General features: G+C 67.5%; 22 protein-coding genes. 14 read left to right on the top strand and 8 right to left on the bottom strand.

Going from position 1 to position 23,200, the window contains the following annotated elements; translation table 11 throughout:
- Window positions 1-251: 251 nt before the first annotated feature.
- Window positions 252-1,145 (bottom strand): LysR family transcriptional regulator, encoded by an 894-nt coding sequence (locus ABQ137_RS01905; protein WP_349781036.1) that lies wholly within the window; start codon window positions 1,143-1,145, stop codon window positions 252-254.
- 434 nt (window positions 1,146-1,579) lie between these two features.
- On the opposite strand from ABQ137_RS01905, the gene ABQ137_RS01900 reads away from it, so the two are divergent.
- From ABQ137_RS01900 to ABQ137_RS01865, 8 genes are all read left to right on the top strand, one after another.
- Window positions 1,580-2,851: an allantoate amidohydrolase gene (locus ABQ137_RS01900; protein WP_349781035.1), complete on the top strand. Its 1,272-nt coding sequence runs from the start codon at window positions 1,580-1,582 to the stop codon at window positions 2,849-2,851.
- The gene (locus tag ABQ137_RS01895; RefSeq protein ID WP_016901427.1) at window positions 2,841-4,097 is read left to right on the top strand and encodes a pyridoxal-phosphate-dependent aminotransferase family protein; all 1,257 of its coding nucleotides are present in this window, start codon (window positions 2,841-2,843) and stop codon (window positions 4,095-4,097) included. The genes ABQ137_RS01900 and ABQ137_RS01895 overlap by 11 nt, the downstream gene beginning before the upstream one ends.
- Window positions 4,094-4,984: an allantoinase PuuE gene (gene puuE, locus ABQ137_RS01890; protein ID WP_166771532.1), complete on the top strand. Its 891-nt coding sequence runs from the start codon at window positions 4,094-4,096 to the stop codon at window positions 4,982-4,984. The genes ABQ137_RS01895 and puuE overlap by 4 nt, the downstream gene beginning before the upstream one ends.
- Window positions 4,981-5,376, top strand: coding sequence for an oxalurate catabolism protein HpxZ (gene hpxZ, locus ABQ137_RS01885; RefSeq protein WP_054592086.1), 396 nt, complete (start codon window positions 4,981-4,983; stop codon window positions 5,374-5,376). Before puuE ends, hpxZ begins: the two co-directional genes overlap by 4 nt.
- Entirely contained in the window at window positions 5,373-5,864 is a 492-nt protein-coding gene (gene uraD / locus ABQ137_RS01880) for a 2-oxo-4-hydroxy-4-carboxy-5-ureidoimidazoline decarboxylase (protein ID WP_016901424.1), read from the top strand. Before hpxZ ends, uraD begins: the two co-directional genes overlap by 4 nt.
- A complete protein-coding gene (gene hpyO, locus ABQ137_RS01875) occupies window positions 5,861-7,282 on the top strand; it encodes an FAD-dependent urate hydroxylase HpyO (RefSeq protein ID WP_104593687.1) in 1,422 nt (473 codons plus the stop codon). The genes uraD and hpyO overlap by 4 nt, the downstream gene beginning before the upstream one ends.
- Window positions 7,252-7,611, top strand: coding sequence for a hydroxyisourate hydrolase (uraH, locus tag ABQ137_RS01870; RefSeq protein ID WP_349781034.1), 360 nt, complete (start codon window positions 7,252-7,254; stop codon window positions 7,609-7,611). Before hpyO ends, uraH begins: the two co-directional genes overlap by 31 nt.
- Before the next feature lie 104 nt (window positions 7,612-7,715).
- Window positions 7,716-8,189 (top strand): YehS family protein, encoded by a 474-nt coding sequence (locus ABQ137_RS01865; protein ID WP_016901421.1) that lies wholly within the window; start codon window positions 7,716-7,718, stop codon window positions 8,187-8,189.
- A gap of 634 nt (window positions 8,190-8,823) precedes the next feature.
- Here ABQ137_RS01865 and ABQ137_RS01860 read toward each other — a convergent pair.
- Entirely contained in the window at window positions 8,824-10,941 is a 2,118-nt protein-coding gene (locus tag ABQ137_RS01860) for a methyl-accepting chemotaxis protein (protein WP_349781033.1), read from the bottom strand.
- A 182-nt stretch (window positions 10,942-11,123) separates the two neighbouring features.
- On the opposite strand from ABQ137_RS01860, the gene hrpB reads away from it, so the two are divergent.
- Together hrpB and ABQ137_RS01850 are read left to right on the top strand one after the other, a co-directional pair.
- Entirely contained in the window at window positions 11,124-13,625 is a 2,502-nt protein-coding gene (gene hrpB, locus ABQ137_RS01855) for an ATP-dependent helicase HrpB (RefSeq protein WP_349781032.1), read from the top strand.
- Between the two features lie 329 nt (window positions 13,626-13,954).
- A complete protein-coding gene (locus ABQ137_RS01850; RefSeq protein ID WP_016903604.1) occupies window positions 13,955-14,386 on the top strand; it encodes a hypothetical protein in 432 nt (143 codons plus the stop codon).
- 404 nt (window positions 14,387-14,790) lie between these two features.
- Here the strand turns inward: ABQ137_RS01850 and ABQ137_RS01845 are convergent, their stop codons facing one another.
- Window positions 14,791-15,363, bottom strand: a complete 573-nt coding sequence (locus ABQ137_RS01845; protein WP_104590679.1) for a pseudouridine synthase — start codon at window positions 15,361-15,363, stop codon at window positions 14,791-14,793.
- Window positions 15,364-15,721: 358 nt separating this feature from the next.
- Window positions 15,722-16,576: a class I SAM-dependent methyltransferase gene (locus tag ABQ137_RS01840; protein WP_349781031.1), complete on the bottom strand. Its 855-nt coding sequence runs from the start codon at window positions 16,574-16,576 to the stop codon at window positions 15,722-15,724.
- Between the two features lie 232 nt (window positions 16,577-16,808).
- Between ABQ137_RS01840 and ABQ137_RS01835 the strand changes: the two genes are divergently transcribed.
- The 4 genes from ABQ137_RS01835 to ABQ137_RS01820 all read left to right on the top strand — a co-directional run bounded on the left by ABQ137_RS01835 (window position 16,809) and on the right by ABQ137_RS01820 (window position 20,248).
- Complete coding sequence (locus ABQ137_RS01835) at window positions 16,809-17,780, top strand: aldo/keto reductase (protein ID WP_024938994.1); 972 nt, start codon at window positions 16,809-16,811, stop codon at window positions 17,778-17,780.
- A 116-nt stretch (window positions 17,781-17,896) separates the two neighbouring features.
- On the top strand, window positions 17,897-18,925 hold the full coding sequence (gene curA, locus ABQ137_RS01830; protein WP_349781030.1) for an NADPH-dependent curcumin/dihydrocurcumin reductase: 1,029 nt from the start codon (window positions 17,897-17,899) through the stop codon (window positions 18,923-18,925).
- 73 nt (window positions 18,926-18,998) lie between these two features.
- Window positions 18,999-19,802, top strand: coding sequence for a 2,5-didehydrogluconate reductase DkgB (gene dkgB, locus ABQ137_RS01825; protein ID WP_065033122.1), 804 nt, complete (start codon window positions 18,999-19,001; stop codon window positions 19,800-19,802).
- A 143-nt stretch (window positions 19,803-19,945) separates the two neighbouring features.
- On the top strand, window positions 19,946-20,248 hold the full coding sequence (locus ABQ137_RS01820; protein ID WP_349781029.1) for a hypothetical protein: 303 nt from the start codon (window positions 19,946-19,948) through the stop codon (window positions 20,246-20,248).
- Between the two features lie 72 nt (window positions 20,249-20,320).
- Here the strand turns inward: ABQ137_RS01820 and ABQ137_RS01815 are convergent, their stop codons facing one another.
- The 4 genes from ABQ137_RS01815 to ABQ137_RS01800 form a co-directional block, all read right to left on the bottom strand.
- Window positions 20,321-20,731 carry a hypothetical protein gene (locus ABQ137_RS01815; RefSeq protein WP_047124556.1) on the bottom strand — a complete coding sequence of 137 codons (411 nt, stop codon included), beginning with the start codon at window positions 20,729-20,731 and terminating at the stop codon, window positions 20,321-20,323.
- 480 nt (window positions 20,732-21,211) lie between these two features.
- Window positions 21,212-21,913 carry an alpha/beta fold hydrolase gene (locus tag ABQ137_RS01810; RefSeq protein WP_184432496.1) on the bottom strand — a complete coding sequence of 234 codons (702 nt, stop codon included), beginning with the start codon at window positions 21,911-21,913 and terminating at the stop codon, window positions 21,212-21,214.
- Between the two features lie 277 nt (window positions 21,914-22,190).
- Window positions 22,191-22,619, bottom strand: a complete 429-nt coding sequence (locus ABQ137_RS01805) for an organic hydroperoxide resistance protein (RefSeq protein WP_102580170.1) — start codon at window positions 22,617-22,619, stop codon at window positions 22,191-22,193.
- Between the two features lie 106 nt (window positions 22,620-22,725).
- Window positions 22,726-23,187: a MarR family winged helix-turn-helix transcriptional regulator gene (locus ABQ137_RS01800; RefSeq protein ID WP_184614732.1), complete on the bottom strand. Its 462-nt coding sequence runs from the start codon at window positions 23,185-23,187 to the stop codon at window positions 22,726-22,728.
- Between the last annotated feature and the right edge of the window lie 13 nt (window positions 23,188-23,200).

Here is a 23,200-nt window from a genome sequence, read left to right as displayed (position 1 = left end):
CTCGATCGCGAACCTGGTGTTCGGAGGGGATGCGCCGCAGGCAGCGATGCACTGCATCGACCTGTCAGCGCAGCGACGCACGACGGGCGCAATGCAGCAACGGGCGCTGCGGCTCGGGCGTATGCGTGTCTGGATGTGCTGCAGCTTACGCAGGCCGTGAACAGCGATAAAGATGGCGGATGCGCACGGGCTTATGAAGCCCGCTCATCAACCACTTGCCTGCGTCGAGCGCCTCTGCCTGGCGCGGACCCTCAACCCTTGTAGCGCAGCGCATCCACGACGAGGTTGAAGGCGGACGAGGAATGGCGGCGGCTGGGATAGAACGCGTGCAAGCCCGGCCAGGTCGGCGACCAGTCCTTCATCACCCAGCGCAGCCGTCCGGCCTTGATATGCGGGCGCGCCAGATCCTCCTGCACGAACGCGATGCCGAAGCCATCCACCGCCGCGTCCAGCGCTTCGTAGGTGCCGTTGAAGGTCAGCTGGCCATCCACGCGCACGATGACTTCGCGGCCGTCCTTTTCCAGCTCCCAGGCGTAGATGCCACCGGCGGTCTTCATGCGCAGGTTGATGCAGCTGTGCGCGGTGAGATCCTGCGGCGTCTTGGGGATGGGCCGACGCGCGAAATAGGACGGCGCGGCGACGATGGCCATGCGCATGTCCGGTGCGATGCGCGCGGCGATCATGTCCTTTTCGACCTGGTCGCCCAGCCGCACACCCAGGTCGTAACGGTCGGCGACGATGTCGGTCAGGCCGTTGTCGACCACGATCTCGACCTTGATCTCCGGGTAGTCGCGCAGCAGCCTGGACAGCTTGGGCCACAGGATCGCGCGCGCGGCGTAGTCGGTGGCGGTGATGCGCACGGTGCCTGCGGGCGTGTCGCGCATTTCGCCGAGCGCAGACAGCGCCTCCTCGATTTCGGCAAAGCGCGGCGCCACCGTCTGGATCAGCCGCTCGCCGGCTTCGGTGGGCGCCACGCTGCGCGTGGTGCGGGTCAGCAGGCGCAGACCCAGCGCCGCTTCCAGCCCGCGAATGGTGTGACTCAGCGCCGACTGCGAAACGCCCAGCTTGGCGGCAGCGCGGGTAAAGCTGCCCTCGCGAACGATCGCGATCAGTGCCAGCAGGTCCTTGAAGTTGTCGCGCGCCATTGGTGAATCTCTTTCATGGAATCCACATGACTGTAGCAGCCGGTGAAAAATGAATCCCGAAGCCCCGCTCCTGCGGGAGAGGGGTTGGGGTGAGGCTACGGCTGCTCAGCTATCTCGACGCTGCCGCACCCGCATCCGCCCTGCTGGCACCTGCTCCCGGCGGGAGAAGGAACAAAACGGGCCACAAGCCGCCCGTCGCATTTTTTGCAACGCCCGACCCTAAAAAAACCGCTTTGGGGTGACGGGGCCGGTTCGTATAGTCGATTCGACGGCCGCCGCCGGCCGCGCAAGCACCTGATGCCATTGCTGCGAGGCGACCAACGTCGGCGATACCCGCCCCCTTTTCACACCGCCTGCGGAGGCTCCATGCACCAGTCCCTGTCGCATCGCGGTCCTGGCAGCTGCGTTGAAACAACACACGCGCACGGCGCCCCATGCTGAGCGCGCAACGCAGCTCACCCGTCCACAGCTCGGGCGCACGCGCGGTCGCCCGCTGCGACGCATTGGGCCTGCCGCCCTACAGCGACACACCCGGCGGGCTGTTCCGCGCCTGGCTCAGCCCGGCGCATCGCGCCGCCGTCGCACAGGTGGGCGAATGGATGCGCCAGGCCGGCATGCAGGTGCGTCTGGACGCAGCGGCCAACCTGATCGGGCGCTACGAAGGCGCGCATGCCGACGCACCGGCGCTGCTGATCGGCAGCCACCTGGACAGCGTGCGCGATGCCGGGCGTTATGACGGCCCGCTAGGCATCCTGCTCGGCATCGAATGCGTTGCCGCGTTGCACGCCCAGGGGCGGCGCCTGCCGTTCGCGATCGAGGTGATCGCTTTCGGCGACGAGGAAGGGTCGCGCTTTCCTGCCTCGATGTTCTGCAGCCGCGCGGTCGCCGGCACGCTCGACCCCGCCACGCTGGCGGTTACCGACGCGGGCGGCACCGACGTGGCCAGCGCGCTGGCCGACTGGGATCTGGACATCGCGCACCTACAACATGCCGCACGCGCGCCCGGCAGCGTGCTGGCCTATCTGGAAACCCACATCGAACAAGGCCCGGTGCTGGAAGCCGAAGGCCTGCCGGTCGGCATCGTCACCGCGATCGCCGCGCAACGGCGCTTCGCCCTGCGCTTCGACGGCCGCGCCGGCCACGCCGGCACCACCACCATGGCCTTGCGTCGCGATGCATTGAGCGCCGCTGCCGAGGCCTTGCTGGCGATCGAAGGGATTGCGCGCGCCGGCAGCGACGACCTGGTCGCCACGGTCGGCAAGCTGCAGGTCGCACCCGGTGCCACCAACGTGGTGCCCGGCCGGGTGGACTGCACGCTGGACGTGCGTGCCGGCGACGATGCAACGCGCGATGCAGCAGTGCTGGAGATCGAACGCGCACTGGCCCGTATCAGCAAAACCCGCAACATCGCCATCGCCATCGACCCGTTGCAGACGCTGGCCGCCAGCCCCTGCGCACCGGCACTGATGACCCGTCTGCAACACGCAGTCGCCGCACAAGGCATCGCGCCGCGCCAGTTGGTGTCCGGCGCCGGCCACGATGCGATGGTGATGGCTGCGCTCTGCCCCACCGCGATGCTGTTCGTGCGCTGCGCCGGCGGCATCAGCCATCATCCGGACGAACACGTGGCCCCGGCCGATGCCGAGCTCGCACTGGCGGTCATGCGCCACTTCATCGAACACCTGGGAGATCCCCTTGTCACCTGATCTGCGTCACCTGCACACCTTCGGCGAGCTCGATCCCCCGCAACGGCTGTTGATGGGCCCGGGCCCGGTCAATGCGCATCCGCGCGTGCTGCGTGCGATGGCCGCCGATCTGCTCGGCCAGTTCGATCCGGAAATGACCACCTACATGAACGAGGTGATGGCGCTGTACCGGCCGCTGTTCGGCACCGAGAATCGCTGGACGTTTCTGGTCGACGGCACCGCCCGCGCCGGCATCGAGGCGGCGCTGGTGTCGCTGGTCAGCCCGGGCGACCGCGTGCTGGTGATCAACTTCGGCCGCTTCGGCCTGCTGCTCACCGAGATCCTGGGCCGGCTCGGTGCCGACGTGCACACCGTGGATGCGCCCTGGGGCGAGGTGGTGCCGCTTGCTGCAATCGCCGAGGCGATCGAGCGCGTGGCACCCAAATTGGTCGCTACCGTGCACGGCGACACCTCCACCACCATGGCCCAGCCGCTGGATGGCCTCGGCGCGCTGTGCCGCGCGGCCGGCGCGCTGAGTTACGTCGATGCCACTGCCACCATCGGCGGCATGCCCATCGCCAGCGATCGCTGGGACGTGGACGTGGTCACCGGCGGCCTGCAGAAATGCCTGGGTGGGCCGTCCGGCTCGGCGCCGATCACCGTCTCCGACGCGGCGGCCGAGGCGATCTTCGCGCGTCGCCATGTCGAGCGCGGCATCGTGCGCGAGGACATCGTCAACGGCAGCGGGCCGCGCATCGCCTCGAATTATTTCGATCTGGCGATGATCATGGATTACTGGTCGGACAAGCGCCTCAATCACCACACCGAAGCCACCACCATGTTGTACGGCGCCCGCGAATGCGCGCGTGTGGCGCTGCAGGAAGGCCTTGACGCCCGCTTCGCCCGCCACGCCGCCGCCGGGCGTGCGGTGAGTGCCGGCATCCGCGCGCTGGGGCTGGAGGTGTTCGGCGATGATGCGCATCGCATGACCAATGTCACCGGCGTGGTGATTCCGCACGGCATCGACAGCGATGCGGTGCGCCGGCGCATGCGCGAGGATTTCGAGATCGAGATCGGTACCGCGTTCGGGCCGTTGCAGGGCAGGATCTGGCGCATCGGCGCGATGGGCTACAACGCGATGAAACACAAGGTGCTGATCACCCTGGCCGCGCTGGAAGCGGTGCTGCGCGCCGAAGGCTACGCCTGCACACCAGGGCTGGCGGTGGAAGCCGCACTGGCGGCCTGGCACGCGGAGCCGCAGGCATGAACACGGCGCGCGACCTGGTCGGCTATGGCGCCACCCCGCCTGCGGCGCAGTGGCCCGGTGGCGCGCGCATCGCAGTGCAGTTCGTCATCAATTACGAAGAGGGCGCGGAAAACTGCGTGCTCAACGGCGATGCCGGCTCGGAGGCCTTCCTGTCGGAGATGGTCGGCACGCAAGCGCAGCCCGGCGCGCGCGCCATGGCGATGGAAAGCCTGTACGAATACGGCAGCCGTGCCGGCTTCTGGCGGCTGCATCGGTTGTTCACTGCGCGCAATGTGCCGGTGACCGTATTCGGCGTGGCGCACGCGCTGGCCTCCAATCCCGAGGCAGTCGCCGCGATGCAGGCCGCCGACTGGGAGATCGCCAGCCACGGCCTGCGCTGGATCGATTACCAGCATGTGGATGAAGCCACCGAGCGTGCGCATATCGCCGAAGCCATCGCCGTGCACACCCGCGCCACCGGCAGCCGCCCGCTGGGCTGGTACCAGGGCCGCACCAGCCCCAACACCGCGCGGCTGGTCGCCGAGGAAGGCGGCTTTGTCTACGACGCCGACAGCTACGCCGACGATGTGCCGTACTACGACCATCGGCATGGCCGTGCGCAGTTGATCGTGCCGTACACGCTGGACGCCAACGATATGAAATTCGTCGCCTACAACGGCTTTGCCGATGGCGAGCCGTTCTTCCGCTATCTGCGCGATGGCTTCGAGCACCTGCGCAGCGAAGGCGGGCGCATGCTGTCGGTCGGCCTGCATGGGCGCATCGTCGGCAAGCCGGCGCGCGCGGCGGCCCTGGCACGTTTCGTCGATCACGTGCTGGCCAGCGGCGATGCCTGGATTGCGCGCCGCATCGATATTGCGCGGCATTGGCTGCAGGTCCATCCGGCATGAGCATCGACACCGCCGACATCGACCTGCCCGAGGTGATCGCGCAAGTGACCGCCGCCTTCCATGCCTACGAACAGGCCCTGATGGACGACGACATCGCCGCAATGGATGCGCTGTTCCACCCGGCACCCAGCACGGTGCGCTATGGCGTGGGCGAGGTGCTGTACGGCATCGAGGCGATCCGCGCCTTCCGCATCGGCCGCGGCGGCTCGCCGCAACGCCGGCTTGTGCATGTGCAGGTGCATGGCTTCGGCCACGACTTCGCCACCACGCACGCAGAATTTATCCGCGACGGCAGCAGCGCGCGCGGCCGCCAGAGCCAGAGCTGGGTGCGTTTTGCCGACGGCTGGAAAGTGGTGGCCGCGCATGTGTCGCTGCAGGGGGCGCATGCATGAGCGTGATCGACGACAGCGTGCTGGACGATGCCGCCTTCGTGGCGCGCTACCGCGAGCTGTTCGAGCATTCGCCGTGGGTGGTCGAACGCGCTGCACGGCGGCGTCCGTTCGCCGATGTGTACCGCGGGCTGATGCAGGTGGTGTTCGACGCGTCGCAGGAAGACCAGGTTGCGTTGATCCGCGCGCATCCGGAGCTGGCGGGCAAGGCGGCGATCGACCGCACGCTCACCGCCGCGTCGGCCGCCGAGCAGGCCTCGGCCGGATTGGACCGGCTCAGCGAAGCCGAATTCAAGCGCTTCCACGCGCTCAATCAGGCCTATCGCCATCGCTTCGGATTTCCGTTCGTGATCTGTGTGCGGCTGCACGACAAGGCCGGCATCCTGGCCGCACTGGAACGCCGGCTGGATGCCTCGCGCAGCGAAGAACTGTCCACCGCCCTCGCCGAGATCGGCAAGATCGTGCAACTGCGCCTGGAGGCACTGCCATGAGCCTGGCCCAACTCGAACGCGAGCTCCACCACGACCTGCAACGCCTGGCCCACGGCGGCGATGCCTGGACGCAGCCGCGCGTGCATCCGGCAGGGCATGTGTATGACGTGGTCATCGTCGGCGCCGGCCAGAGCGGCCTGGGCGCGGCGTTCGCACTGCAACGCGAGCGCGTGCACAACCTGCTGGTCATCGATGAGAACCCGGCCGGGCAGGAAGGCCCGTGGGTGACCTACGCGCGCATGCAGACCTTGCGCACGCCCAAGCAGATCACCTCGATCGACCTGGGCGTGCCATCGCTGACCTTTCGCGCCTGGTGGGAGGCGCAACACGGCGGCGCTGGCTGGGACGCGCTGGACAAGATCCCGCGCGGCAGCTGGATGGACTACCTGCGCTGGTACCGCGCGGTGCTGCGCCTGCCGGTGCGCAATGCCACGCGGCTGGCGCGGGTGGAACCGGACGTGGCGCCGGGCATCCATCGCCTGCATCTGGCGATGGGCGCGCCGCTGCTGACGCGCAAGCTGATCCTGGCCACCGGCATCCAGGGCGGCGGCCAGTGGATGGTGCCGGACTGGATCAGCGGCGCCCTGCCCGCACAGCGCTATGCGCATACCTCCGGCCACATCGACTTCGCCGCGCTGGCCGGCAAGCGCGTGGGCATCCTGGGCGGTGGCGCCTCCGCGTTCGACAACGCCTGTTTCGCGCTGGATCAAGGCGTCGCCAGTGCCGAGGTGTTCGTGCGCCGCAGCGCATTGCCGCGCATCAACCCATTCCGCCACATGGAACAGGCCGGCATCATCCCGCGCTTTCTGACGCTGCCGGATGCGGACAAGTACCGGATGATGGCCAGCTTCTTCGCACACAACCAGCCGCCGACCAACGACACCTTCCAGCGTGCCTGCGCGCATGCCGGCTTCGCGCTGCACCTGGGCGCGCCATGGCTGGAGGTGGCCGAGCGCGATGGCGAGGTGGTGGTGCGCACGCCACAGGGCGAGCACCGCTTCGATTTTCTGGCCGTTGCCACCGGCCTGGTCACCGACCCGCAACTACGCCCGGAACTGGCCGCGCTGTCCGGGCGCATCGCCTGCTGGGGCGACCGCTACCAGCCGCCGCCGGGCCAGGCCAATCCGGTGCTGGATGCGCATCCCTACCTGGGGCCGGGCTTCGAACTGCTGCCGCGCACGCCTGACGATGCCGCACTGCTGCACGGCTTGTTCGCCTTCAACTATTCGGCGCTGATCAACCACGGCCCGTCGGCGGCGGCGCTGTCCGGGCTCAAGGTCGCGCTGCCGCGGCTGGCCCGCGCGGTGGCCGACCAGCTGTTCCTGGACGACCGCCAGGCCATCGTCGACAGCTATCTGGCTTACGACCAGCCCGAGTTCGTCGGCCAATGGCCGCAACCGACCCAGGCGGTGGCATGAGCACGCTGTCCACCCATGTGCTGGATACGGCCACGGGCCGCCCCGCCGCCGGCATCGCCTTGCGCCTGTTCGCCGGCGCCACGCTGCATTTCGACGGGGTCACCAACCAGGACGGGCGCTGCCCCGAAATGGCCGCACTCACGCTGCAACCCGGCCGCTACCGGCTGGAATTCGAGGTGGCCGGCTACTGGCGGGCGGCCGGAACCGCACTGCCCGACCCGCCCTTCCTGGAACAGGTCCCGATCGCGTTCGGCATTGCCGACAACGGCCATTACCACGTGCCGCTGCTGCTCTCACCGTACGGATATTCCACCTATCGCGGCAGCTGAGCGGCCGACGGTTCGGCAACGGATCGGCGGGGCACACGCCGCGTTCCGCATCGGCCCCGTAGAATGGCGCCTTTCCGGCGACAGGCCGGGGCCCCGGAATTGTCATGATCCACAACGATGTACTGCGCAGCATCCGCTACATGCTCGACCTCAGCGACGACAAGGTGGTGGAGATCACCCACCTGGCCGACCCGGAGTTCGCGCTCGACAAGCCGCAGGTACAGGCCTGGCTGAAGAAGGAAGACGAGCCCGGTTTCGAGCCCTGCACCGACGCAATGCTGGCACGCTTCCTCGATGGCCTGGTGCTGCGTTTTCGCGGCCGTGACGAGAGCCAGCCGGTGCGCCCGCTGGAAACCCGCGTCGGCAACAACCTGGTGCTGAAGAAACTGCGCGTGGCCTTCGAGCTGAAAGACGTGGACATGCACGCCATCTTCGCCAGCGCCGGCTTCCCGCTGTCCAAGCCGGAACTGTCCGCGCTGTTCCGCCAGCCCGGCCACAAGAATTTTCGCCCCTGCGGCGACCAGCTGCTGCGCGCCTTCCTCAAGGGCCTGACCGCGCGGATGCGCGAAGCGGGTTGATGACCGGATAATGAGGTCGGACTGGTTTGGCCTGGCTTGGTCGTCCGACGACGCTGCGACTTGAATTCGCAGGTTTTTAGCGCAGTTTTCGTGTGTCTCGAAGTGACTGGATGGTGTCGATGGATCGATCGTGGAGCGGTCGATCTGGAGCGGTCGATCTGCGGCTTGGTTGCAGGGCCCTTGCCCGCCCACCATCGCAGGACACGCCGCAAGTACGTCCGTGTAGGCTCTTACGCGGCATCCATGCCGCGTAAGGTCCCGCGACGGTAGGCGGGCAAGGACCAAGCGAGATGGTCGGTGTGCTTGGTGCAAGCAATGCACGATGTGCGTTGTTCGGATTGTGGGAGCCCAGTTAGCCCCTCAATCGAATTCGAGCAACAGGCAAGCCTTGAACGAAGCGATCTCAAACTTCTCGGCACCCCAAAGCAAAACCAGGTTTTCACGCGCCCATCGACCAAAGCTTGGTGCGGCGTCCCCGCCGCTTGCGGTACCCTTGGCGGCATGGAGGCCGCCAAGGAGCCTCCATGGACGGATGCACGGCGTGTCCCGCAGGTGGTGAGGGCACCGCGCCCTCGACGCACAGGGCTTTTTGATTCAAGCAGCTGCACCTGGGCCGCTACAACGCCTCACGCAATCAAGCCGCAGCCGCCAGGCGCGGCCGGCGTGCATCCAGGCGGAACACCGATACCGCTTCGCTCAGTTCCACCGCCTGCTCTTCCATCGCACGGGCTGCGGCGGAGGCTTCTTCCACCAGTGCGGCATTGCGCTGGGTGGTTTCGTCCATGTCGTTGACAGTGCGGGCGACCTGCTCGATGCCGGAGGATTGTTCGCGCGATGCAGCGGAAATCTCCGCAATCAACGTGGTCACCTGCTGCACCGACTGCACGATCTGCTGCATCGTCTGCCCGGCCTGATCCACGCGCGCGCTGCCGCGCTCCACGCTGTCCACCGAGGCGTCGATCAGCTGCTTGACCTCCTTGGCCGCGCCGGCCGAACGCTGTGCCAGCGCGCGCACTTCCGAGGCGACCACGGCAAAGCCGCGGCCCTGTTCGCCGGCACGCGCCGCTTCCACTGCCGCGTTCAGCGCCAGGATGTTGGTCTGGAAGGCGATGCCGTCGATGACGCTGATGATCTCGGCGATCTTCTTGGACGACACCTCGATCTCGCCCATGGTGTCGACCACGCTGGCCACCATCTCGCCGCCACGGCCGGCGATCTCCGCGGCCGCCTGCGCGCCGCGGCTTGCCTGCTGCGCGGTGTCGGCATTCTGGCGCACGGTGGAGGTGAGCTCTTCCATCGAGGCAGCGGTTTCTTCCAGGTTGGCGGCCTGCTGTTCGGTGCGCTGCGCCAGGTCGTTGTTGCCGGCGGCAATCTCTGCCGAGGCGGTGCGAATGGTCTGCGCGGCCACGGTGATGTCGCCGACGATATCGGTCAGCCGCTGCACGGTGGCATTGGCATCGTCGCGCATGCGTGCAAACACGCCTTGCTGGTTGCCGTGCATGCGCGCGGTCAGGTCGCCGTCGGCGATCGCCTTGAGCAGCTGCGACAGCTCGGCCAGATTCTGGTCCACGTTCTGCATCAGGCCGTTGACGCCGCTGACCATGGCGCGGAATTCGAACTGGTAGGCCTCGGCATTGCCGCGCGTGGCGAAGTCGCCGGCCGCAGCCGCGTCGACCAGGCCACGGATTTCGCCATTGATCGCCGCCAGGTTGCGCTTGGTGGTGTCCATCGCCTCGGTGATCTGCGCTTTCTCGCCCGGCAGGCGCGGCATGTCCACCGACATGTCGCCGACCGCGTAATGCTGCATCACCTGCAGCATGTCGCCGATCAGACCGACCTGCGCGCCGATCAAGCCATTGGTGTCGTCGACCATGCGGCCGTATGCGCCCGGGAAGGCCTGCGCGTCCATGCGGTAACTCATCTGCCCGGCTTCGTGGCGCTGTGCCATGTCGGCCTGCGCGGTGGAGACGTCAGTGAGCGTGTTGACCACCTGGCCCATGGCCTGGCCGAGCAGACCGATTTCATCGCGCGTGCTGACCGCCGCACGCGCCGACAGATCGCCGGCCGCCACCTGGCGTGCCGCACGCGCGACGTTTTCGATCGGGCGCACGATCGAGCGACGGATCCACCAGCCCAGCACTGCCACCAGGCACAGCGCCGCAGCGACCGTGGCCACCGCCGACAGCACCAGCTTGTGCTGCGCCGATTGCGAACTGGCCAGCACCGCCGCATCGGCCAGGGTCTTGCTGCGCTTCACCAGTTCTTCGAGGGTGTGGCTGGGCGCGCGGTCCTGGCCCTTGACCAGTTGGTCGCCCACCTGGGTGTCGTAGCCGGCCTCGGCAAACTTGCCCAGCGCCGCTTCGTAATTGCGCTGCAGACCCAGATGCGCCTTGGCAAAGTCCTGCGCCAGCGTGCGCGCCTGCGGGTCCTGGGTTGCCTTGGCCAGCGCCTCGGTGCTGGCCTGCACCTTCCTGCCCTGCTCGCGGAAGGCGCTCAGGTGCTTGTCCAGCAGCGCCGGATCGCGCCCGCGGATCAGCACGTTCTTCCATTCCTGCACCTGCAGGCGGAAATCGCGGGTGATCTCTTCGCTGCTGGAGGCCTGCGCCACCTCCGGCGGTACCTTGCCGGACAGGCTCAGCCACGCCGTGCCCAGACCGCCCAGGGCACACAGCAGAATGACCGACAGACCCAGCGCGAGCGCGCCGAGCAGCTTGCTTTGCAGGCTGACGAATTTCGGGGTGACAGCAGACATGGGGCGTCCAAATCAGGGAGTACAGCGGTTATCGACAGGCACGCTGCCGGCCTGAAGCAGCGCCGGCGCCAAAGTCAGCCTTGAATGCCCGAAAGGTAATATCACTTCCGGATTCCCCGACAGGCTTCACCCGACGGCCCGACCGTCGCGCCATCTGTGGCGTGCCCGTATCCTTCCCGCGCATGACCGAGCCTGCCTTTCCGATCTCCCCCCTGCTGCCGCAGCTGTGCGACAGCCTGGCCGCCCATCCGCGGCTGGTGCTGGAAGCCCCGCCCGGCGCCGGCAAGACCACCCAGGTACCGCTGGCCTTGCTGGACGCACCGTGGCTGGCCGGCCGCAAGATCGTGATGCTCGAACCGCGGCGCGTGGCCGCCCGCAGCGCCGCCGTGTTCATGGCGCGCCAGTTGGGCGAGCCGGTCGGCGAGACGGTGGGCTACCGCATCCGCTTCGAGAACAAGACCTCCGCGCGTACCCGCATCGAGGTCGTCACCGAGGGCATCCTGACCCGGCTGATCCAGGACGACCCGATGCTGGAGAGCGTCGGCGCGCTGCTGTTCGACGAGTTCCACGAGCGCCATCTGGCCGGCGACCTCGGCCTGGCGCTGGCGCTGGACGTGCAGGCGCAGGTACGCGAGGACCTGCGCATCGTGGCGATGTCGGCCACGCTGGATGGCGAGCGCCTGGCCGGCTTTCTCGACGCGCCGCGCCTGAGCAGCGCCGGCCGCAGTTTCCCGGTGGAGATCGCGCACTTTCCCGCGCGCCGCGACGAAGCGCTGGAGCCGCAGACCCGGCGCGCGGTGGAACACGCCTTGTCCACCCACCCGGGCGATGTATTGGTGTTCCTGCCCGGCCAGCGCGAGATCGCACGCGTGCACAGCGCGCTGCAGGACGTGCTGGATCCGGCGGTGCAGGTGCTGCCGCTGCACGGCGAGCTGGCGGTCGAGGCGCAAAGCCAGGTGCTGCAACCCGACCCGTCCGGGCGCCGCCGCGTGGTGCTGGCGACCAACGTCGCCGAGTCCTCGGTCACCCTGCCCGGCGTGCGCGTGGTCATCGACAGCGGGCTGGCGCGCGAGCCGCATTACGATCCCAACAGCGGCTTCTCGCGCCTGGACATCACCACCATCGCGCAGGCCCCGGCCGACCAGCGCGCCGGCCGCGCCGGGCGTGTGGCCAGCGGCTGGGCGTACCGGCTGTGGCCGCAATCGCAGCGGCTGGAACCGCAGCGGCGCGCGGAGATCACCCAGGTGGAGCTGGCCGGCCTGGCGCTGGAACTGGCCGCCTGGGGCAGCGCCGCGCTGCGCTTCGTCGATGCCCCGCCGGCCGGTGCGCTGGCCGCCGCGCACGAGTTGCTGCAGCGGCTGGGCGCGCTCACCGGCAGCGGCGGCATCACCGCACTGGGCCGGCGCATGCTCGCGCTGGGCACCCATCCGCGTCTGGCCGCGATGCTGGCGCAGGCTGGCGACGCGACACGCGTGGCGCTGGCCTGCGACCTGGCCGCCTTGCTGGAAGCGCGCGATCCGCTGCGTCAGGGCGGCGATGGACTGGCTGCACGCTGGCGCGCACTGGCCGCATTCCGCCAAGGCCGCAGCGCGCACGATGCCAACCGCGGCGGCCTGGCTGCGATCGACAGCGCCGCCAAACAATGGCGACGGCGGCTGCGCTGCGACAGTGCCCCGCCCGCCAGCGTGGAGGCGCACGCGCTCGGCGACCTGCTCTCGCACGCCTTCCCCGACCGCATTGCCACACGCCATCCCAACGACCCGTTGCGCTACCTGCTGGCCAACGGCCGCAGCGCGCGCCTGTTCGACCACAGCGACCTGCGCGGCGAGCCCTGGCTGGTTGCCAGCGAGCTGCGCTACGAAGCCAAGGACGCGCTGCTGTTGCGTGCCGCGCCGGTGGACGAAGGCTATCTGCGCCGCAGCGTGCCCGAGCGTTTCGTGCAGCAGGATCTGGTGCAGTGGGACGCGGACAAGCGCGCCCTGGTCGCGCGTCGGCAATCCAGCTTCGACCGCATCGTGCTCGACAGCCGCCCGGCCGGCCGCGTCGATCCGGCGCAAGCCGCCGGTGCGCTGACCGAGGCGGTGCGGCAGCTCGGCCTGGATGCCTTGCCGTGGACCGACGGCCTTCGCCAATGGCGGGCCCGCCTGCAGTCGTTGCGTGCCTGGATGCCCGAGCTTGCACTGCCCGATCTGTCCGACGCCGCGTTGCTGGAGACACTGGACACCTGGCTGCGCCCGGCCTTCGCTGGCAAGACCCGCCTGGATGCGCTGGACGAGGCCAATCTGGGCGAGGCGCTCAAGGCCGCCCTGCCGTGGGACCGCCGCCAGCTGATCGACCGCCATGCGCCCACCCGCATTAGCGTGCCCTCGGGCATGGAGCGGCAGATCGTCTACGCCCTCGACCACACCGAGCAACCGTTGCCGCCGGTGCTGGCGGTCAAGCTGCAGGAACTGTTCGGCCTGGCTGAAACCCCGCGCATCGCCGACGGCCGCATCCCGCTGACCCTGCATCTGCTCTCGCCCGGCGGACGCCCGTTGCAGGTCACGCAGGATTTGAAGAGCTTCTGGGTCACGACCTATCCGGATGTCAGAAAGGAGATGAAGGGACGGTATCCCAGACATCCGTGGCCGGAAGATCCATGGACCGCGACTGCAACCCATCGGGCAAAACCGCGCGGCACCTGATGTAAGCCCCTCTCACCTCGGGAGAGGGGCTGGGGTGCGGGTACGGTGCGAAGCCCTCGCGCTGCTCAAGTGCACGTGGCTTCGCCCGTCCCCTCATCCACCCGTCGGGCACCTTACTTCCGGCGGGAGAAGCGACGTCAGCGTCGACACCGGCCAGGTCAGGCTTCTGCCGCATCCACGTAGATTCCGGATCCAGGTAAACGCCGATCACAGCATCGCCCCGCATCATTACTTAACCGCAACCCAAACAAGCCCTGCCACCGCTAACACCGTCTATACGCAGCAGCCCACACACTGCGGCCCACGTACTCAGAAAGGAAACGCCTCCAATGAGCAAGCTGACTGTGATCACCGAACGCGCCCTGGAGCGTGCCCTGGAACTGGCTGGCAATGCGGGCGACCATCTGCGTCACGCCGCCTCCAACGCTGGCGATCAGGCCCGTCATGCAGGCAGCAGCCTGCGTCATTTCGGTCCAGGCGCCAGCGAATGGCTGAAGACCGGTGCTGCCCTGGGTGCCGTGCGCACCGGCGGCAAGGTCGTCAGCAAAGTGGTCAAGCGCAACCCGGCCGTCACCGTGGCTGCTGCCGTCGCCGGCCTGGGCCTGATCGGTTATGCCGTGTATCGCAAGCGCCAGCGTGACCAGCAGGTGCTTGGCGGCAACGTCCACCGTCTGGACCGCGAACACGCCAGCAATGCCAGCGCACGTCGCGCCGCCTACCAGCGTCGCGGTGCGGTGACTCCTAGCGACGGCATCGAGTAAGCCGTCGTTCCAGGCACAAAACATGACGCCACGGCCCTGCGCCGTGGCGTTTTTGTTTGGGGACCACGATCGATGCCACCGTTAAATCGTCAAGCCATCGACACCCACTCGCGTGGTCGAAGAATGCGGCATTCCATGTGCAGGTCCAGAGCGATTAACGATCGCGTGTGATCGCGTTGCCTGCCCATAGTCGCGCCCTTGTCATTACCGCGCCTGGCCTGACCCGCGCCGTATTGCCGCATTGCAGGATGGATCGGCCCCGCAGACACGCAACCGCTGCGTCTGAGCTCGCGTTACCAATCCTGCTGCTCATGCCGCATGAGCGGTTCTGGAAGCAGCGCCGTCCAAGATGCATCGAGCTCAGCGCCGCATGCGGTGCAGCGACCGCTGTACCGGATGCAGGATCAGCGTCGCGTCCTGCCAGGGCGCGCGCCATGCGTGTGTTCGATGCGCCACTGGCCCGGCGCGAGCGCATCCAGGGTCCAGTCGCCGATCGCCACGCGGATCAGACGCAAGGTCGGAAGGCCCACCGAGGCAGTCATGCGGCGCACCTGGCGATTGCGCCCTTCGGTGATCTGCAGCTCCAGCCAGGCATCGGGCACGGTCTTGCGCACGCGCACCGGCGGATCGCGCGGCCACAGCTGCGGTGCCGGATCGAGCCTGCGCACTTCGGCCGGGCGGGTCGGGCCGTCGTTGAGCAGCACGCCATCGCGCAAGGCCTGCAGTTGCGCAGGTTCCGGGTCGCCTTCCACCTGCACCCAATAGGTCTTGGGTTGCTTGTGGCGCGGGTCGGTCAAGCGATGCGCCAATGCGCCGTCGTCGGTCAGCAGCAACAGGCCTTCGCTGTCGTGATCCAGGCGACCGGCTGCATAGACGTCGGCCGGCAGACCGAATTCGGCCAGCGTGCGCTTGGGCGGCTGCGAGCGGTCGCTGAATTGCGACAGCACGCCATAGGGTTTGTTCAACAACACCAACATGCCAATCCTGTTGCGCAAGGTCGTTGCAGGCCACGCGCGTGGCGCGTGAGTCGTGCACCGGGTTGAAGAGGTCGCGCTACCGGCGGCAGGCGATGTGCTGCTGCCCGCAACCGCGTTGCACGCTGACGCAGCCGGCATCGCTGCGCGGGGCGGTTGTGCATCAGTGGCCTGACGCATGCAAACCAGCGCAGCGTTGGTCCAACTGGCCGTCGTTGCGCCGTCCGCGCCGTCCTTACGGTCGTGCAGCCGATTGCGCAGTCATCGCATGCCGCGCGTCAGGCCAGCATCGACGCACCGTAGCGGGCAGCGCCCAAGACCTGCATGCCGACGCGCGGTGCGTCGGCATGCAGGCGGCGTCTCACTGCTTGACGAACTTCAAGGTCATGCGGTCGCTCTCGCCGATCGCCTTGTACTTGGCATCGTCGGCCTTGTCGTGGTTGTTGCTCGGCGGCAGGGTCCACACGCCACCGGCATAGTCCTTGGTGTCGCGCGGATTGGCGTTGACCTCGCTCTTGCCGGCGAGCTTGAATCCGGCCGCTTCGGCCGTCGCGATCAACTGCGCCTGGCCGACATAGCCGCTCTTGTCGTCGGCCGGCACGTCGGCTTTGGCACGGTGCTCGACCACGCCGAGCACGCCGCCGGGCTTGAGCACCTTGTAGAAGCCGGCAAACATCGCCTCGGCATTGCCGGCCATGTGCCAGTTGTGCACGTTGCGGAAGGTCAGCACCAGATCGGCCGAGTTGTCCACGCCGAACGACGGCGTCTTGGGCACATAGGAAACGAACGACGGCTTGCCGTACACCTCCGGCTTGGCGGCGAACTTCTTCTCCAGCTCGTCGCGCCCACGTTGTGCCGAATCGCGGCCACGCCCCTCCGGCACCGCTGCCGGGTCGACCACTGCGGCAACATACTTGCCCTTGTCGCGCAGGTACGGCGCCAGGATTTCCGAGTACCAGCCGCCGCCCGGCGTGATTTCAATGACGGTCTGGGTCGGCTTGATGCCGAAGAACGCCAGCGTCTGGCCGGGATGACGATAGACATCGCGCTGCACGTAGACGCGATCGCGCCAGTTGCCGTCGATGGCTTTTTGCAGCGCCGCATCGGGCGCCGGCAAGCTGGCGCTATCGGCCGGTTTGATTGCCATGGCCAGTGGCGCGCTCATCGCCACTGCCATCCCCACCACACATGCACACACCAGCTTGTTGCGGATCATCGCAGCGCCCTTTGCGGGAAAAAGTAGCGCGAGCCTAGCATGCGGCCCGAAGCCTGCCATGTGCACGGATCCGTACGCCGCATGACGCGCCGCACCAGGCGCGGCGGACGACATGTTCAGACGACGTGAGTCGATGAGGGCGATCTGCGGAACGCTGAATCCACGCAGGTGTCACACGCAACATCGGCACGCATGACTATCCTGTCGGCAGTTCGAATCAGGAGCAACCGTGATGACCCACTCCCGCGCGCTAGGCCGCTCCGGCCTGCAGGTTCAACCGATCGTGTTCGGTGGCAATGTGTTTGGTTGGAGCGCCGACGAGGCGACCTCGTTCGCGTTGCTCGATGCCTTCGTCGATGCCGGTTTCAATCTGATCGACACCGCCGATGCGTACTCCGGCTGGGTGCCGGGCAATCGCGGTGGCGAGTCGGAAACCATCATCGGGCGCTGGCTCGCACGCAGCGGCAAGCGCGACAAGGTGCTGATCGCCACCAAGGTGGCCAAATGGAGCGAGCATCCGGGCCTGTCGCCGGAGAACATCGCCGCCGCGGTGGAAGATTCGCTCACCCGCCTGCAGACCGATGTGATCGATCTGTACCAGGCGCACGAGGACGACGAATCGATTCCGCTGGAAGCCACGCTGGCCGCATTCGGCCGCTTGATCGAACAGGGCAAGGTGCGCGCGATCGGCGCGTCCAACTACAGCGCCGCACGCCTGCGCGATGCCCTGGATATTTCCGAGCAGTACAAGCTGCCGCGTTACGAAAGCCTGCAACCGGAATACAACCTCTACGACCGCGCCGGCTATGAAGCCGAGCTGGAGCCGCTGGTGCGCGAACGCGAGCTCGGCGTGATCAGCTACTACTCGCTGGCCAGCGGTTTTCTGACCGGCAAATACCGCAGCGCCGACGACGCCGGCAAGAGCAGCGCGCGCGGTGCCTCGGTGGTCAAGCAATACGTCAATCCGCGCGGCCTGCGCATTCTGCAGGCGCTGGACGATCTGGCGGCCACCCACCGCGCCACGCCGGCACAGATCGCACTGGCCTGGTTGATCGCACGCCCCGGCCTGACCGCACCGATCGTCAGCGCTACCAGCGTGACCCAGTTGCACGATGTGCTGGCCGCCGCGCAGCTGTCGTTGAGCGCCGATCAGATTGCACAGCTCGATGCCGCAAGCGCCCCCGAGCCGGCCGACGCAGCCTGACGCATCGGCTTGCATCACGCACGCAGTCGACCACGCGCGTCTTTCCGCGCGCAGCCGCCATTGCGGCTGCGCTCCCCCGGTCGCGTACGCGCGGCCCTTTCCGCAAGGAATCCCCCATGACATCGATCACCAATCGCCGCGTCGTGCTGGCCTCTCGCCCGCACGGCGAGCCGAGCGCCGACAACTTCCGCAGTGAAGACGTCGCCTTGCCGCCCACCGGGCACGACCAGATCCTGGTGCGCAACCGCTTCCTGTCGCTGGACCCGTACATGCGCGGACGCATGGACGCAGGCCCGTCCTACGCCGCCCCGGTGGAGATCGACGCGGTGATGGAAGGCGGCACCGTCGGCGAGGTGCTCGAGTCGCACCATGCCGGCTATCAGCCAGGCGACCTGCTGGTACTGCCCGGCGGTTGGCAGAGCCATAGCCTGCTCACGCCCACCGCGCCGTTGCGCAAGCTGCCCAAGGACGATGCCCTGCCGCTGAGCACCGCGCTCGGCGTGTACGGCATGCCCGGCTTCACTGCCTACGCCGGCCTGCACGAAATCGGCAAGCCGCAGGCCGGCGAAACCCTGGTGGTGGCAGCAGCCAGCGGGCCGGTCGGCGCCACCGTGGCCCAGCTGGCGCGTCTGCAGGGATTGCGCGTGGTGGCCATTGCCGGTGGCGAGGAAAAGGTGCGGTATCTGCGCGAGGTGCTGCGCGTGGATGTGGCGCTGGACCATCGCGCCGACGACTTTGCCGAGCAGCTGCGCGCGGCCACTCCGGACGGGATCGACATCTATTTCGAGAACGTCGGCGGCAAGGTCTTCGACGCGGTATTGCCGCAATTGAACGACTTCGCGCGCATCCCGGTATGCGGCGTGATCGCCACCTACAACAGCCGCAGCCAGGCCTTGCCGGGGCCAGATCGCCTGCCGGAGTTCATGGGCCAGGTGCTGCGCAAGCGGCTGACCGTGCGCGGCTTCATCCAGCACGATTTCATCCGCCTGATGCCCGCCTTCCTGCGCGAGATGGGCCAGTGGCTGCGCGACGGCCAGATCCAGTACCGCGAACACGTCCTGCACGGGCTGGACAGCGCCCCGCAGGGTCTGATCAGCCTGCTGCGCGGCGAGAACTTCGGCAAGGCCGTCGTCGCACTGGACTAATGGCTCACAGCGCCCCCACGACATCAGCTTTTGCGATGCACGATTCCCCATTCCCGATTACCAAAGGAACACAATGACAGTCCCCGCATTCGGCCTCGGCACCTTCCGTCTCAAGGACCAGGTCGTCATCGACTCGGTGCGCAATGCACTGGAGTTGGGCTACCGCGCCGTCGATACCGCGCAGATCTATGACAACGAAGAACAGGTCGGCCAGGCCATCGCTGCATCCGGCCTGCCGCGCGATCAGCTATATCTGACCACCAAGATCTGGGTCGACAAGTTCGACCGCAGCGCCTTGCTGCCCAGCCTGCAGGAAAGCCTGCGCAAACTGGGCACCGACTACGTCGACCTGACCCTGATCCACTGGCCTTCGCCCAAGGATCAGGTGCCGATGCGCGACTATCTGGAAGCCTTGAACGAGGCCCGGCAGCAGGGCCTGACCCGCGCGATCGGCGTCTCCAACTTCACCATCGCGCTGATCAAGCAGGCCATCGAGATCCTGGGTGCCGAGGCCATCGCCACCAATCAGATCGAAGTGCATCCGTACCTGCAGAACCGCAGCCTGATCGCGTTCCTGCGCGAGCAAGGCATCCATGTCACCTCGTACATGACGCTGGCGGTGGGCGAGGTGCTGAAGGACCCGGTGATCCAGGCGATCGCCGCACGCCATGACGCCACCCCGGCGCAGGTCACCCTGGCCTGGGCACTGCAGCAGGGTTATTCGGTGATTCCGTCCTCGACCAAGCGCGACAATCTGGAGAGCAATCTCAAGGCGCAGACGCTGCGGCTGAGCGAGCAGGACATGAGCGAGATCGCCGCACTGGACCGCGGGCAGCGGCTGGCCAACCCGAAGGCCATCGCACCCGACTGGGATTGAGGTCCCGGCTGCCATGGGTCGGCACTGTCCGGCCCGTGGCATCGCCAACGCGACGACCGCTCGTCGTCGCGTGCTGGTTGCACGCGGCAGGCGCTGCTACGGTGCCGGGCACAGGGGGTAGTCTCGGCAACGGAGTCCTACCCATGCACAGCGCATCCGTCTTGACCCGCCGCAGCGTCGATCTCGACACCGAGATCGCCTACTGGCGCGGTGTCCACGCCGAAGGCCATCTGGGGGGCTACGCCTTCGCCGATTATGCCCGGCTACTCACGTTCGGCTACGACATCTATCTGGCCTATCCGCGCGCGACCGAGGCGCAGCTGTATCGCGTGCTGCAGGACGGCTATTACCACTATCAACCGCTGCTGTCGGTGCCCTGGGACCAGGCGCGCTGGATCGTGCGGCATGCCTGGCGGCATCTGGAAGAGGCCGCCGTCCGGCATTGAAGACAAGCGTTCTGACATGAAGCCAACCCTTGGACGGCAGCACAGCCTGTGCAGCCGCGCAGCGCGGTCAGCTCACTGTCCCAATGCCATCGCCTGGCGGTCGATGCGGTGCTTGTCGGCCAGTGCCTGCATGCCCTGCAGGGTGGCGGCGATCAGGCTGGCATAGCGCAGCCGCCACAGCGTGGCGCGGTCGTTGTCGTCATGCGTATTGCCCAGGCCATCGAGCACCTGCGGCAGGCGGCGATCGGCCAGCGCGGAGGGGGCCAGATAGGGCTTCTCGGGTGCGATCACATCCACCGGCGCGCGCCAGTCGTTGGCAACCTGCTGGGAAATGCCCGCCAGGTGCGAGAGCTGGTGCATGCCGATCAGCGTCTCGTGCAGCATCTCGCGGCACGCCCACTGCCACAGCGCCACCTTCTCCGATGGGTCCTTGGCAATCTCGGTGAGTGCCAGATCAACCTTTTCGATGCGTGAGTCGAGCATTGCTGAGCTCCGATGCTGCTGTGCAACATAATTCACACCATACACCGTGAGAATCAAGTGAGCCAAACGTTTGCAGGATGTCGGCGCAACGATGCTCGACCCGGTTCACGTTTTACGTGGCGAGGCCCAGACGCCGCTACGGCGCCCCGACGTCCTGCCATAGGTCGATGTCACGCTGGGGCGTGGCCGCCGGGAACAGGCGCTGGCCGACGACTGCCGCGCGGTGAGGGTGGCGGTGCAGCGCAAGCGGACTTGCGCGCCTTGCGGCGGCCCAACGATTCGCTTCGGCCGGATGGCTACCGTGACCAGGTACGACACCGTGCGTGCAGGAATGCACGCATTACGTATCAGCCGACGGCATGCTGATGCTTGCTCCCCAACTACCGCTGGTTCAGAGCACCTCATCGCACACTGGTTGATGCCACCCCACGGCGATCGCACGGCGGCAGGCATGGCTGGGTCGGCTCGGTCATTGCGGTATCAGGCGAGCAGCCATTGCCGCAGTGCATCCGACACCGCCTGCGGCTGTTCCAGCGGCGACAGATGGCCACACGCAGGCACCTGCACCAGACGCGCGTGCACTGCAAGTGCGGCCATTTCCTCGTGCAATGCGGGCGGGGTGATCGCATCGTCCTGGCCGCACAGCACCAGCAGCGGGCCGGCATAGGCGCGCAGCAGCGCGCGGCCGTCTTCCCGCTCCAGCCGGTTCTGCCGCAGAAACACCTCCACGCCCAGCCGCTGGGTCATGCCACGCACCCGCTCCAGCAAGGCCTCGTCCTGCCAGCGCGAGGGATGCACGTAGTGCCGCAGCAGCCGTTCGCCGAATCCGTGGAAGGCACTGGCGCCACGCACGCTCGCTTCCTGCGCGCGCCGTTGCGCCGCACGCTCGGGCGAATCGGCACGTGCGGAGGTATCCAGCAAGGCCAGCCGCTCCACGCGCTCCGGCGCGATACGCAGGATTTCCTGCGCGACGTAGCCACCCAAGGAAAATCCTGCCAGTGCAAACCGCGGCGGCATCTGCGCCAGCAGCTGTGTCGCCAGCGCGCGCATGCTCTCGCCCTGGGTGATGTCGCCGACCACGCAGTCGGCAAGCTCGGCCAGGGCCACGCGCTGCGCCTGCCACAGCTGCGCATCGTTGAGCAGACCGGGGAGCAGCAACAAGGTGGGACGCGTTGCGCTCATGCGCAGGAAAGTCCGATCGGGATCGCAGAAGCAGGCACTGTCATCGCAACAGTGTGCCGCGCGGTGACGCGCATCGCCAGCGCGTGCGTGCGCACCCGGACGCGGGTGCATCGGCTCGTTGGCGTGTCTTGCGTCCATGCCAGGTCGCGCTGACACAGCGACGCCGGCTGCCTGTGTTCTTCAGGGCAGCGCTGCTGCTGCAACAAAAACGGCCCGACGCAGGCGCCGGGCCGTTTCTGACTCCACCACGTGTTACGCGTGGTGGTGCTGGCGTGGATCAGGCCAGGGTCAGGGTGACGTCGATGTTGCCGCGGGTCGCGTTGGAGTACGGGCAGACCTGGTGGGCCTTGTCGACCAGCGCCTGCAGTTCGGTCTGGTCCATGCCCGGCACTGCGATGCGCAGTTCCACGGCAATGCCGAAGCCGCCCGGAATCTGGCCGATGCCGACGCTGCTGTCGATGCTCACTTCGCCCGGCAGCTTGAGCTTGTCCTGCGCCGCGACAGCCTTCATCGCGCCGATGAAGCAGGCGGCGTAGCCGGCAGCGAACAGCTGCTCCGGGTTGGTACCGTCGCCGCCGGCGCCGCCCAGCTCGCGCGGGGTGGACAGCTTGGCGTCCAGCGCCTTGTCGGAAGACACGGCGCGGCCTTCGCGGCCGCCTGTGGCAGTGGCATGGGCGGTGTAGAGGACTTTTTCAGGTGAGGCCATGGTGGTTCTCCAGAATGAGCGCTGTCAGCGCGTGATGTAGATGAATAGTTGACGATTTAATCGTGTACGACATGTTGCAAAGACGTGCGGATCTCGCGGGGCCGGCTCACCCCGTGCCGAGGTTTGAGCGCAGCGTTTCCAGCTGCTGCTTGAGTTGACGCAATTCGTCCAACGAACACGCCGAGGCGCACAACACCTGCTCCGGTACCACGCCAGCCTTGGCGCGCAGTGCGCGGCCGGCATCGGTCAGCGCAATGATCACCTGACGCTCGTCGCTGGCGGCGCGCGTGCGAGTGACCAGTCCGGCAGCCTGCAGCCGCTTGAGCAGCGGGGTCAGCGTGGCCGAGTCCAGGTACAGGCGCTCGCCGATCTCCGACACGCTGCGGCCGTCGGTTTCCCATAACACCAGCAGCACCAGGTATTGCGGATAGGTCAGGTCCAGCGTCTTCAGCAGCCCGCGGTAGAGCTTGTGCATCGCCAGGTTGGCCGAATACAGCGCAAAGCACAGCTGGTTGTCGAGCTGCAGCAGCGCATTGGTCCGGGCGGTGGTGGCTGTGGCGGTGTCCATGGCTGCAATTTAC

Source organism: Xanthomonas sp. WHRI 8393, from assembly GCF_040203315.1.
Taxonomy (GTDB): Bacteria; Pseudomonadota; Gammaproteobacteria; order Xanthomonadales; family Xanthomonadaceae; genus Xanthomonas; species Xanthomonas arboricola.
Note: the sequence above shows the minus strand (reverse complement) of the source record. Positions and strands in the feature narration are given on the sequence as shown.